Below are 13087 nucleotides of genomic sequence, written 5' to 3'. Positions count from 1 at the left end.
CCCGTGCGGCGCACCTTTAGCCCTGCGCCCCTCATGCGCAACGGCCTTGCCGGACCGCGGAAACCGGCGGGGCGGATCGGCAGGTCAGGCGTCGAGCAGGGTGCGTGCGAACAGCGCCCGGATCCGCCGCGCCTCGAACACCCGCCCGATCGCGTACAGCGCCGCAAAGATCCCCGCGAAGACATAGCCCGGGGTCGGCGACGGCTTCTTGTCCTTGTCGTCGTCGCCGCCCTTCTTCTTGGGCTTCTCCGGGGCGGGCGCGCCCAGCGCCTTGTCGATCGGGTTGAGCGGCGCGGGCGTCTTCTTCGCGTCGAGCTTCTTGTCCTTGGCCTCCGTCTTCGGCTTGTCCAGCTTCGCCAGAACGATGGTCGATTGCGCGAAGAAGAGGAACAGCAAGGGCGCCAGGAAGCAGAACAGCAAGGCGCGGCTCGTCAGCCGATAGCGCAGCACCGGGCCGGCGTCGCCCGCATCGACCCGCAGCACGCCGTCGGTGAAGACGACCATCTTGTCCTGCGCCGCCGCATCCTTCTTGCTGAAGGTCAGCGTATCGCCGGTCCGCGCGCGGCTGGTGCCGGTCTGGCGGAACAGCGGTTCGAGCCGGTCGAAGGCCTCGTCCGCCGATTGGCCCGGGGCGAGCGCCACGCTGCCGCGGACGTGCCAGATCCAGTCGGTCAGCCGCGCATGCCAGTTCGGTGCTGCGGGCGCATCGGCGTGCGCGGCGCCCGGCGGTGTGGTCGCGGCCGCCGCCGCCGACGTGGCGGCGGTCATTCGGCCGGCACCGCCTGCTGACCATAAGAGGCCGGTGCGAACCGCGCCTTGACGCTCTTCCAGCCCTCCACGAAGGTGAAGCTCATCGTCTCGCCGATCGACATCGGCCGGCCGCCTTCCATCCCCAGCAGCTCCGCCTCGCCGTCGACGCAGGTGCCGAACATGCGATCGATGATCACCCAGGTGTTGGAATAATTGCTGCGGCTCGCCTCGAAGTCCTGCGAGTGATGCACGCTGTGATGCTCGGTGGTGTTGAACATGAACCGCCACCAGCGCGGCGAATTGAAGCGGACGTTGATATGCTGATAGGTGCCGACGGCGAGGCCGAAGGCGCCGGCGAGCAGGACCGCGCGCGGCACGAAGTCGAAGAAGCCGCCGACGCCCAGCCCGATCAGGAACAGCTCCACCGGGTTGCCGACCGCGCCTTTGTTGACGTTGAGCTGCGTGATGTAGTGATGCGGCGCATGCGCGATCCACAGCGGGTGCCAATTGTGCATCCCGCGATGCATCCAATATTGGCCGAAATCGAAGACGAACGAGATCAGGAAGGCTTGCAGCAGGAGCGGCAGGCCGGTGAACCAGGCGAGCTTGTCCCAGTCGAACGAATGCTGCACCGCCTCGATGATGACGCCGTCGCCGATATAGCTTTCGACGATCCGGAGCATCGTGAAGCCGAGCCCGACGTAGAAGAGGTCGCTGGTCAGCTCCTTCCAGGTCAGCCGCCAGCTCTCATGCCGCGGCACCAGCCATTCGAGACCGAGCAGCAACAGCTTGAAGCCGACGCCGATGGCGACCGCGGTCGAGGCCTTGGCGATGCTGTTGGGCGCGTAGAACCAGAAGGCGAGCAGCGCGAACAGCATCGTCGGCTGGAACCAGGTGAAGAAGAATTGTCTCAGCGGGCCGCCTTCGACCCTGGGGATATTGTCCCATCCGACCGTGACGGGCGCCTGCGCGCCGATCACTCGCTTGCCCACGCGAACACCGTCCATCTGCACCCTCGCACCGCCTAGTTCCGCGTGGAGAATGGCCGAAGACGCGCCGCAGCGTCATACGTCATCAGACGTATAAAGGGCTGTTAAGGGGCGATTTGGCCGTTCAGCGCAGCGCCCGCACGCGCAGCATGCCGAGCCCGCCGCAGCCGGTGAGGAAGGCGAGCAGCAGCAGCACCGCGGTGAAATCGTGCGGCGCCGCCAGCATCCAGGTCAGCGGCGGCCCGAGCAGCGAGGGGAAGGTATTGGCGAGGTTGAACAGGCCGAGGTCGCGTCCGCGATGCGCGGGATTGGGCAGCAGCTGCATCGCGAAGGCGGCGTGCAGCGCGACGAACACCGACGAGCCGGTGACGTAGACGCCGAAGGCGATCGCGCCGCCGGTCCAGTCCCGCGCCGCCGCCATGCCGAGCAGCCCCGCGACCGCGACGGCGGCGGCGATCAGCAGGAACGGCGTACGCCGCCACGTCAGGTCCGACAGGCGGCCGAGCAGCACGGCGATCGGCAAGGGTATGACGAAGACGAGGACCAGCAGGCTGCCGATCCGCGCCGGCAGGTCGCCGCGCGCCGCGCCGCCGAGGATACTCTCGAAATAATAGAGCAGATACGCCTGCGTCACCGCCGCGGCGACCTGCACCAGCAGTCGCGACACGCCGGCGATCACCAGATCGCGCCGCGACGACGCGACCGGCGCATGCGGCGCGATTGCCGCCGACGGCGCGCCGCGCACGATCAGCAGCGGCAGCACGCAGGCGGTGACGACGACCGGCACCAACGCCAGCCGCGCCGCCTCCGGCAGGATCGCACCGCCGACCAGGATCGCCGAGAATGCCGACGCCACCGGACTGCCGAGCGACAGCAATCCACCGGCGATGCCCTTCTGCGCGTCGGGCACCTCCTCCGCCATGATCGCCATCATCGGTGCGAGCAGCGCGTTGACGGCGAACTGGAAGGCGACGATCGCGGCGACCAGCGCGACCGGCGTCTGCGCGAGCGCGACCGCGGCATAGCTCGCCGCGGTGCCGACGATGCCGCCGACCATCCATCGCCGCCGGCCGCCGCCGCGCCGCAGCGACCGGTCGCTCAGCCAGCCGAACAGCACGTTGGCGCCGCTCGCCGACAGCGCGCCCGCGGTGATGCAGGCGGTGAACACCCCGATCCGCGCCGCCCCGCTCAGCGCCTCGACCTTGAGCGGCAGCAGCAGCGTCAGCAGCGGCAGATAGGCGATCACCCCGCCGACGTTCGCCAGCGCGAAGACGATCAGGAACAGGCGGGTGGGCAGAGTGGCGGCGGCGGTGGGCATCGTGGCGTGGCGATCCTGCCCGCGATGCGCCCCGGCGACAACCTTATGCTTTGCCTCGTGGTTTTCCTTACGGCTTCATCGTCGTCGCTTGCAGCGTCGCGCTCGACACGATCGTCCGGTCGCCCGCGTCGCGCGCCAGCGCCACGCGATAGCGCCCCGCCGCGATCCGCCACCCGGGCAGCTTCGTGTCGTAATCGGCGACGATGCGCGGCTCGGCGGTCAGCGTCACGCGGCGCGTCTCGCCCGGCTTCAGCGTCACGCGCGTGAACGCCGCGAGCCGCATCGGTGCGCCGCCATCCTCGCGCGCCACGTACATCTGCGGCACGTCGGCCCCCGCCCGCTGGCCGGTGTTGACGATGTCGAACGTCACGGTCAGCCGCGCGCCGCCGGCGACCACCGGGTTGCGATAGGCGAAGCTGGTGTAGCTCAGCCCGTGGCCGAAGCGGAACAGCGGCGTCAGCCCCTTCTTCTCATACCAGCGATAGCCGACGTCGGCGCCCTCGACATAATCCGCCGGAAAGCTTTCCAGCGTCTTCTGCGATGCCACCGCCGGATTGGCCGCCGCCTCCGCCTCGAGTCCGGTCAGGCGGTCGAGCCCGACGGGGCGCGGGCGCGGCGGCTGCGATGCGTCGGCTGGGAAGGTGATCGGCAGCCGCCCCGACGGGTTGACCGCGCCGGTCAGGATCGCCGCCAGCGCCTCGCCGCCGCGCTGGCCGGGATACCAGGCCTGCACCACCGCGGGCACCGCCTTGATCCACGGCATCAGCACGGGCCCGCCGGTCTCCATCACCGCGACAATATGCGGCTGCGCGGCGGCGACCGCGGCGATCAGCGCGTCCTGCTGGTTGGGCAGGCGCAGGTCGGGAACGTCCTCCGCTTCGGTCGTCCATTGGGTGGCGAAGACGATCGCCAGATCGGCCCCCTTCGCCGCATCGATCGTCGCGTTGAAGATGCGGCCGTCCAGCCACGTCACCTGCGCCCCCGGCAGCGCCTTGCGCAGCGCGGCGAGCGGCGAGGACGCGTGATAGGTGATCCGCGCGAACGACGCCGATCCGCCGGTGGCGAGCGGGATCTCCACCGGTGCGCCGCCGACCGAGCGCACCTGCGACGATCCGCCGCCCGACAGCACGCCGACGTCGGCATTGCCGCCGATCACCACGATCCGCTTGGCAGTGCGCGCGATCGGCAGCACGCCGCCCTCGTTCTTGAGCAGCACGATGCCCGCCTCGGCGGCGCGCTGCGCGACCTCGGCATGCGCGGCATAGGGCGGGGTCTGCGCGGTGTCGGGCATCGGCGTGTCATAGGCGCCGGTCGCGATCAGCCCGGTCAGATACCGCGCGACCATGTCGTCGAGCCGCTTGCCCGACACCTGCCCCGCCGCCACCGCGGCCTTGAGCGGCGCACCGAAATAGATCGCCTTGTCCAGCTCCTGCCCGGATTGCTGGTCGAGCCCGCCGTTCGCCGCCTTCACCGTCGAATGCACCGCCCCCCAATCGCTCATCACCCAGCCGTGATAGCCCCAGTCGCGCTTCAGCACGTCGTTGAGCAGATGGCCGTTCTCGCACGCCCAGTCGCCGCCGACCTTGTTGTAGGCGCACATCACCGATCCCGGCTGCCCCTTCTCGATCGCGATCTCGAAGGCGAGCAGGTCGCTCATCCGGAACGCCGCCTCGCCGATCCGCGCATCGACGACGGTACGCCCGGTTTCCTGCGCATTGAGCGCGAAATGCTTGACGGTGGAGACGATGCGGTTGCTCTGCACGCCCGCGATATGCTCGCCGGCCAGCGTCCCCGCGAGCAGCGGGTCCTCGCCGAGATATTCGAAATTGCGCCCGTTCCACGGATCGCGCGTCAGGTTGACGCCACCGGCGAGCAGCACGTTGAACCGTTTGGCGCGCGCCTCCGCGCCGATCATCGTGCCGCCGGCACGGGCGATGGCGGGATCGAAGCTCGCCGCGGTGGCGAGACCGGACGGCAGCGCGGTGGCGACGTCGCCCTTGCGCTGCTCGACCTGGTTGGCGACGCCGAGCGAGGCGTCGCTTTCGCGCACCAGCGGTACGCCCAGCCGCGCGATGCCGTCGACATGGCCCGCCGACGGGATCAGTTCGTTGCTCGACTTGCCCGCCGCCATCGGCGGGAACAGACCGTGGAGCAGCGCGATCTTCTCGTCGATCGTCATCCGCGCGACGATCGCATCGGCACGCGCGCGCGCCGCCGTCGCCTGCGCCGACGCCGGTGCCGCCGCGTTCACGCGACCGCCCGCGGCGGGTGCGCCGGCCGTCAGCGCGACCGTCGCCAATACCGTCGCCGAGGCACACGTCTTCCAAAACCGCTTCATGCATTCCTCCCGTCGCCGACGCATTCGCCGCCGGCCTGTCGCCCTTTGCAGGCATGGCGCCCTTCAAAGCATAATAAGAGAACGTTCACAACGGGGACGGGCCATCGTCAGGATGCGCTTGACAGACAACGGCTTATCCGTGAAGTGAACGTTCTCAAGAGCGCGGGATCGCCGCGCCTGTCATCGGGGAGGATTTATCATGCGCCGCGTCCGGGCTCGCCTGCTTTCGCAATTCGCCATCGGGGTTTCGACCGCCGCTCTCGTCGCCCTGCCGGGTGCCGCCGCCGCGCAGGACGCGGCCGCCACGCTCGGCAACACCGGCCCCTCGCAGATCGAACCGCAGGCCGCGACGCCTACGGACACACCGGACACCACCGGCGACATCGTCGTGACCGGCATCCGCGCCTCGCTGCGCGCGTCCGCGGACATCAAGCGCGACGGCCAGGGTATCGTCGACGCGATCTCGGCGGAGGACATCGGCAAATTCCCCGATACCAACCTCGCCGAATCGCTCCAGCGCATCACCGGCGTGTCGATCGACCGGTCGAACGGCGAAGGCTCGTTCGTCACCGTCCGCGGCCTCGGCCCCGAATACAATCTCGTCGTGCTCAACGGCCGCCAGTTGCCGACCGCGGTGATCGGCGACGGCAACAGCGCGCCGGGCTCGCGCGCGTTCGACTTCGCCAACCTCGCCTCCGAAGGCATCGCCGCGCTGGAGGTCTACAAATCGGGCCGCGCCAGCGTCCCCTCGGGCGGCATCGGCGCGACGATCAACATCCGCACGCCCCGCCCGTTCGACAAGGTCGGCACGCGCGGTTCGGTCGCGGCGCGCGGCGTCATCGACACCTCGCAGAACGGCAAGAACGACATCACGCCCGAAGTGTCGGGCATCTTCTCGACCACCTTCGCCGACGACCGGATCGGCATCCTGGCGAACGGCGTCTACCAGAAGCGCCGCGCCTCGGTGAATCAGGCCAATGTCGGCTGGCGCGACGGCTATCTGGGGTCGGAGAACAATTGGGGCTCGCTCGCGCAGCCCGGCGATCCGCGTGCGGCGAACATCACCAACCGCCCGAGCGCCACCAGCGTCTACGAAGTGCCGCAGAACGCCTCCTACGACGTCAACGACATCAGCCGCGAGCGTATCAACGGCCAGTTGGTGCTGCAGGCCAAGCCGACCGACACGCTGGTCGCGACCATCGACTACACCTATTCGCGCAACGAGGTGAAGACGCGCAACGCCAACGTCGGCATCTGGTTCAACCACAACGACACCTCGTCGTCCTGGACCGACGGCCCCGTCGCCGGCCCGCGCTTTTACACCGAGCGGTTCACCGCGGCGGAAGCCAAGGACCTGTCCTATTCCAGCGCGCTGACCGCATACCGGACCGAGAACAAGTCGCTCGGCGCCAACCTCGCCTGGGAGGCGCCCGGTGGCGTCACCGTCGCGCTCGACGCGCATCATTCGACCGCCGAATCGAAGCCGACCAACAAATATGGCAACAGCAACTCGCTGGGCACCGCGATCTTCGGCGTCGCCAACCAGACGATCAACTTCGACAACGATCTGCCGGTGATCTCCTATCAGATGCAGCCCGGCATCGACCCGCTGAACGCGTCGCTGATCGTGCCGACCGGCAACGCCTTCCGCAATTCCTACTTCCGCGACCGGATCAACCAGGCCCAGCTCAAGGGGCATTACGACCACAGCGGCAGCTTCCTCGATTCGATCGATTTCGGCTTCACCTTCACCGACAACAAGGTGCGCTCGGCCTATGGCGTGTTGCAGAACGACACCTGGGGCGGCACCGGCGGCGACAGCGCGGCGCAGCGTGCGGCGGCGGCGGCGCTGCTGCCCGACGACATCTTCAAGCTGATCGACATCCCGAGCAAGTTCAAGGGCGTCGGCGGGGTCGGCAGCGCCGACATCGCCAAGCAATTCTACGGCTATAATTTCGAACAGGTCGTCGGCCTGCTCGATTCGACCTACGGCATCTGCGGCGGCGACGGCAATTGCCTCACCCCCTACACCACCGATCGCCGCATCCGTGAAAAGACCGTCGCGCCGTATTTGCAGATCAACAACAAGTTCGACCTGTTCTCCAACCCGGCGCATCTGATCGCCGGCCTGCGCTACGAGAACACGACGGTGAAATCCTCGGCGCTGGTGCCGATCCCGACCGGGACGCGGCAGAATTCGCAGAACGAATTCAACATCGTCTATTCGGGCAACAGCGCCTTCACCACCTTTTCGGGCGGTTATGACGAATGGCTGCCGTCGGTTGACTTCGACGTCCAGCCGATCCGCAACGTCAAGCTGCGCGCATCGTACAGCCACACGATCACGCGTGCCGATTACGGCTCGCTGCAAGGCGGCCTGACGCTCGACCAATTGTTCCGCGTCGGCGGCGGCACCGGTGCGCAGGGCAACCCCAACCTCGTGCCCTACAAGTCGAAGAACATCGATCTGTCGGCGGAATGGTATTACACGCCCGAAAGCTACATGTCGGTCGGCTATTTCCGCAAACAGGTGTCGAACTATATCGGCGTCACCCAGCTCAACGGCCCGGCGTTCAACCTGACCAACCCGGCCAACGGCCCGCGGTATCAGGCCGCGATCGCCGCGCTCGGCGCGAATGCGACCTTCGCCGACATCCGCAACTATATCGGCGCCAATTACCCGGGCAGCGTCGTCAACGGCACAATCCTGGGCACCGCCGCGGACGCGCCGGTCAATTTCGTCATCTCGACGCCGTTCAACAGCGACCAGACCGCGACGATCAACGGCTTCGAATTCGCGATCCAGCACAGCTTCTGGCAGACCGGCTTCGGCACGCAGCTCAACTATACGATCGTCAACGGCAACCGGAACTACAACAACCTGCTGCCGGCGAGCACGTCGCAATTCGCGATCAACGGCCTCTCCGACAGCGCCAATGCGACGCTCTATTACGACAAGAACGGCTTCCAGGCGCGCGCATCGTACAATTGGCGGGCGCAGTTCCTGTCCGGCGGCGGCATCAATCCGTATTATACGGAAGGGTACGGCCAGCTCGACGGCACGATCAGCTGGCAGTTCGTGCCCGGCCTGACCGTCTTCGCCGAGGCGATCAACCTGACCGGCGCCGATCGCCGCGGGCATCGCCGTTCGGACCGCAACGTCACCTTCGTGGCGAAGCAGGACGCGCGCTACTCCGGCGGCGTCCGGTTCAACTTCTGATCGACCCGTGCCGACGGAAAGAGCCATCTCTGTGAAGAGGTGGCTCTTTTCGTCTTGTCGGCGCCGTGTCGGTAGATAGGACGAAGCCTGCGCGCCCGCCGCCACGGCGCCTGACCCACGGGATTGGATCGAATATGCCCGACCATGCCATCCTCACCGCCGCAGCGCATGCCGGCACGCGGATCCGCCGCGAACGCAGCGCCGCGCTGGGCGATGCGCAGATGAGCTGCCTCATCGTCCCCGACGAATTCCGGCGCGTGCAGTCCGAATATCTCATCCTGTTCCGCCGCAACCTGGCCGACGGCAGCACGCTCGCGCTCGCCATGTTCGGGTTCGAGAACGACGAGAACCTCTACCTTGCCGATGGCCGCTGGGATGCGCGCTACGTGCCGCTGGCGATGGCGATCCAGCCGCTGCTGATCGGTGCGAGCGCGCAGGGGCCGCAGGTCCATATCGACATGGCCAGCCCGCGGATCGGCGACGGCGACCTGCTGTTCGACCCCGATGGCCAGCCCTCGCCCCGGCTCGCCGCGATGATCGAGCAACTCGGCGCGCTCGACGCCGGCTATCGCGAGAGCGCCGGCTTCTTCGCCGCGCTCGACCGGCACGAGCTGCTCGAACCGCTGACGCTCGAAGTGCCGCTCGACGACGGATCGGTCAACCGGCTGGTCGGCTTCCATGTCATCGACGAGGATCGGCTGCGCGGCCTGACCGCCTCGGCGCTCGACGACCTGCATCGCGACGGGCATCTGCTGCCGATCTTCATGGCCTTGGCATCGCAGGGCAATCTGCCCGCGCTGATCGCCCGCAAGAATGCGACGCTGGCGCATGGCTGACATCTTCGCGGCGCTGCCCCGCGTGCCCGAGGTGGCGGTGGTCGACGCCGCCGACCTCGACGCGAAGTTGCGCGCCGCCGACCGGCCGTTCGTCGTCCGCAACCTCGTCGGCGACTGGCCGCTGGTCCAGGCGGGTCGCCGCTCCGCGCAGGAGGCGCGCCGCTACATCCTCGCGCACCGCCGCGACGTGCCGTTCACCGTGTCGGTGGGCGCGCCGGGCAGCGACGGCCGGCTGTTCTACGACGATGCGATGGGGATGAACTTCGCGACCTTCCAGTCGAAGCTCGACGAGATCTTCGCGCATATCGATGCCAACGACGACGCCCGCACCATCTATCTCGCGTCGATCGACCTCCTCAACTTCTTCCACGGCCTGCACGAGGCGAACCACGTCGATCTCGGGACGCGCGACCCGCTCGTCAGCATCTGGATGGGAACGCGGACGCGGATCGCGGCGCATAACGACGTGCCCGACAATCTCGCCTGCGTCGCGGTCGGCCGCCGCCGCTTCACGCTCTTTCCGCGCGAGCAGTTCCGCAACCTGTATCTCGGCCCGATCGACAACACGCCCGCGGGCCGCGCGGTCAGCATGGTCGATTTCCACGCCCCCGATTTCGCCGCGCATCCGCGGTTCCGCGACGCGCTCGACCATGCGATCGTCGCAGATCTCGACGCCGGCGACGCGCTCTACGTGCCGGCGATGTGGTGGCATCACGTCGAGGGGCTGGCGTCGTTCAACGTCCTGGTCAATTACTGGTGGCGGTCGAGCCCGCGCTGGCTGGGTCAGCCGCAGGACGCGCTCAATCATGCGATCCTCGCCATCCGCGACCTTCCCGAAGACCAGAAGAGGCATTGGCGCGAGATGTTCGACCATTATGTTTTCGAGGATGACGCGGCCGTCTCGGCGCATATCCCGGAGGGCGCGCGCAGCATCCTCGCGCCGCTGACCCCCGAAACCGCCGGGCGGCTGCGCGCCTTCCTGCTGCGGGCGCTGGGGCGATGAAGGCGCGCCGCATCGTCATCGCCGGCGGCGGCACCGCGGGCTGGATGGCCGCCGCCGCGATCGCCCGCGTCATGGGGCGCGCCGCCGCGGTCACTTTGGTCGAATCCGATGCGATCGGCACCGTCGGCGTCGGCGAATCGACGATCCCGCCGCTCATCACCTTCAACCGTCTGCTCGGCATCAACGAAGCCGACTTCATGCGCGCGACGCAGGCGACGTTCAAACTCGGCATCGCCTTCGACGGATGGAAGCAGGCCGGCGACAGCTATTTCCATTCCTTCGGCCTGACCGGCACCGACCATTGGGCCGCGGGCTTCCAGCATTATTGGCTCGACGGCCAGACCCGCGGCCACGGCCAGCCCTATGACGATTACTGCCTCGAGCTGATCGCCGCGCGCGAGGGCAAGTTCGCGCATCTGCCCGACGAGCGCATGAACTACGCCTATCAGCTCGATTCCGGGCTGTACGGCCGCTTCCTGCGCCGGATGGCCGAGGCGGACGGCGCGCGCCGGGTCGAAGGCAGGATCGCGCAGGTCCAGCTCGACGGCGAGAGCGGCGACATCGCGGCATTGCTGCTCGATTCGGGTATGCGGATCGAGGGCGACCTTTTCCTCGATTGCACCGGCTTCCGCGCGCTGCTGATCGAACAGGCGCTGCACACCGGCTTCGACGACTGGACGCATTACCTGCCCTGCGACGCCGCGATCGCGGTGCAGACCGAAAGCGTCGCCCCGGCGATGCCGTTCACGCGGGCGATGGCGCATGATGCCGGCTGGCAATGGCGTATCCCGCTGCAGCATCGCGTCGGCAACGGAATCGTCTATTGCAGCCGCTATCTCGATCACGACGCCGCGCTCGGCCGCCTGCTCGGCAATGTCGAGGGGCGGGTGCTGACCGAGCCCAACCGCATCCGCTTCGTCACCGGCGCGCGGCGCCGGCAATGGCATCGCAATTGTATCGCGCTGGGCCTGTCGGGCGGGTTCATGGAGCCGCTGGAGTCGACCAGCATCCACCTGATCCAGCGCGCGATCCTGCGGCTGATCCGGATGATGCCGGCGGGCGACGTCAGCCCCCGCGACATCGCCGAATTCAACGACCAGCAGCATACCGACATGCTGCAGATCCGCGACTTCCTGATCCTCCACTATAAGGTGACCGAACGCCGCGACAGCCCGTTCTGGCGGCAGTGCGCGACGATGGCCATTCCCGACAGCCTCGCCCAGAAGATCGAGCTGTTCCGCGAAACCGGCCGCGTCTTCCGCAAGAACGAGGAATTGTTCGCCGAGAACAGTTGGGTGCAGGTGATGCTGGGCCAGGGCATCGTACCGCGCAGCCACCACCCGATCGCCGCGAAGCTCGGCGACGACGACATGGCACGCTTGCTCTCGACGTTGCGCCAGAACGTCGCGACCACGGTCCGCGGCCTGCCGCCCCATGCCGCCTACGTCGCGCAATATTGCGGCGTGGCGCCCGACGCCGCCTGATGGTCCGCCGCCGCCAGGCCGTCACCATCCGCCACGTCGCGGCGGATGCGGGCGTCTCGCTCCAGACGGTCAGCCGCGTCATCAACAAGGAACCGAACGTCCGGCCCGAGATGACGCAGCGCGTCCAGGCGTCGATCGCCAAGCTCGGCTACGTCCCCTCGATCGCCGCGCAGCGCATGGGGGGATCGCGCTCGCATCTGATCCTGGCGCTCAACGACCGCGAACGGACGATCGCCGACTGGCGCAGCCGCCAGGGCGCGGATTGGGTCGATCAGATGCTGCTCGGCGGCATGCTCACCTGCGCCGAACACGGCTATCGCATGATCATCGAGCTGGTCGACACCCACAGCGACCATATTGAGCGCGAATTGCTCGCGGCGATCGCCGCGCTGCAACCCGATGGCGTCATCCTCACGCCGCCGCATTCGGAAAACCTGCTGATCACCCGCCTGCTCGAGGACCATGGCATCAGCTTCGCGCGCATCGGCTCGCTCAAGCCGGGCGGCGGCTTCGCCTTGACCATGGACGACGAGGGCGCGGCGCGCCTCGCGACCGAGCATCTGATCGCGCTCGGCCACCGGCGGATCGGCTTCATCGCCGGCCCCGCCGAATATGAACTCAGCGGCTGGCGCGTCACCGGTTGGCGCAGCGCGATGGCCGCCGCCGGCCTGCCGACCCGCGACCTGCTCGCCGAGGGCGATTTCAGCTTCGCCTCGGGCCGCCGCGCCGCCGCCGCCTTGCTCGACGCGTCGCCGCCCCCCACCGCGATCGTCGCGAGCAACGATCAGATGACGCTCGCGACGCTGGAGCTGCTGCGCGAGCGTCGCCTCGACGTGCCGTCCGACGTATCGGTCATCAGCTTCGACGACACGCCGATCGTCCGCTTCACCCATCCGGCGCTGACCGCGGTCGTCCAGCCGATCGCCGACGTGACGGCACGCGCGGTGGAACTGATCATCGCCGAACAGGCCGGCCGCACCCTGCCCGACGGCCCGACGATCGTCCCGGTGGGACTGGCCGTACGCGGCTCGACGGCATCACCGAAGCCGGCCGGCAGCCCTGCCGGATAGCGCGGCACGGCAGCTAGGTCTGCAAGCGAGACGACGCCCTTGCGTCGGCCACCAACACGAAGCGCCTTGCCCAATATAT

At 68.1% G+C, this 13087-nt stretch carries 9 protein-coding genes; 5 read left to right on the top strand and 4 right to left on the bottom strand.

From position 1 onward, the window contains the following. Positions 1–84: 84 nt before the first annotated feature. From ACLBWH_RS11730 to ACLBWH_RS11715, 4 genes are all read right to left on the bottom strand, one after another. Positions 85–768, bottom strand: coding sequence for a hypothetical protein (locus ACLBWH_RS11730; RefSeq protein ID WP_447799005.1), 684 nt, complete (start codon positions 766–768; stop codon positions 85–87). Further along, positions 765–1757: a sterol desaturase family protein gene (locus ACLBWH_RS11725; protein WP_322849970.1), complete on the bottom strand. Its 993-nt coding sequence runs from the start codon at positions 1755–1757 to the stop codon at positions 765–767. The genes ACLBWH_RS11730 and ACLBWH_RS11725 overlap by 4 nt, the downstream gene beginning before the upstream one ends. Positions 1758–1863: 106 nt before the next feature. Further along, entirely contained in the window at positions 1864–3057 is a 1194-nt protein-coding gene (locus ACLBWH_RS11720) for an MFS transporter (protein WP_322849971.1), read from the bottom strand. A gap of 67 nt (positions 3058–3124) precedes the next feature. Beyond that, positions 3125–5395, bottom strand: coding sequence for a beta-glucosidase (locus ACLBWH_RS11715; protein ID WP_447799004.1), 2271 nt, complete (start codon positions 5393–5395; stop codon positions 3125–3127). A gap of 199 nt (positions 5396–5594) precedes the next feature. Here ACLBWH_RS11715 and ACLBWH_RS11710 point away from each other — a divergent pair, with 199 nt between their 5' ends. From ACLBWH_RS11710 to ACLBWH_RS11690, 5 genes are all read left to right on the top strand, one after another. After that, positions 5595–8615: a TonB-dependent receptor gene (locus ACLBWH_RS11710; protein ID WP_447799003.1), complete on the top strand. Its 3021-nt coding sequence runs from the start codon at positions 5595–5597 to the stop codon at positions 8613–8615. 134 nt (positions 8616–8749) lie between these two features. Next, on the top strand, positions 8750–9451 hold the full coding sequence (locus ACLBWH_RS11705) for a SapC family protein (RefSeq protein ID WP_447799001.1): 702 nt from the start codon (positions 8750–8752) through the stop codon (positions 9449–9451). After that, complete coding sequence (locus ACLBWH_RS11700) at positions 9444–10454, top strand: cupin-like domain-containing protein (RefSeq protein WP_447798999.1); 1011 nt, start codon at positions 9444–9446, stop codon at positions 10452–10454. Before ACLBWH_RS11705 ends, ACLBWH_RS11700 begins: the two co-directional genes overlap by 8 nt. Then, positions 10451–11938: a tryptophan halogenase family protein gene (locus ACLBWH_RS11695; RefSeq protein ID WP_447798997.1), complete on the top strand. Its 1488-nt coding sequence runs from the start codon at positions 10451–10453 to the stop codon at positions 11936–11938. Before ACLBWH_RS11700 ends, ACLBWH_RS11695 begins: the two co-directional genes overlap by 4 nt. After that, a complete protein-coding gene (locus ACLBWH_RS11690; protein ID WP_447798995.1) occupies positions 11938–13008 on the top strand; it encodes a LacI family DNA-binding transcriptional regulator in 1071 nt (356 codons plus the stop codon). Before ACLBWH_RS11695 ends, ACLBWH_RS11690 begins: the two co-directional genes overlap by 1 nt. Positions 13009–13087: the final 79 nt, after the last annotated feature.

The organism is Sphingomonas sp. M6A6_1c, from assembly GCF_053345135.1.
Note: the sequence above shows the minus strand (reverse complement) of the source record. Positions and strands in the feature narration are given on the sequence as shown.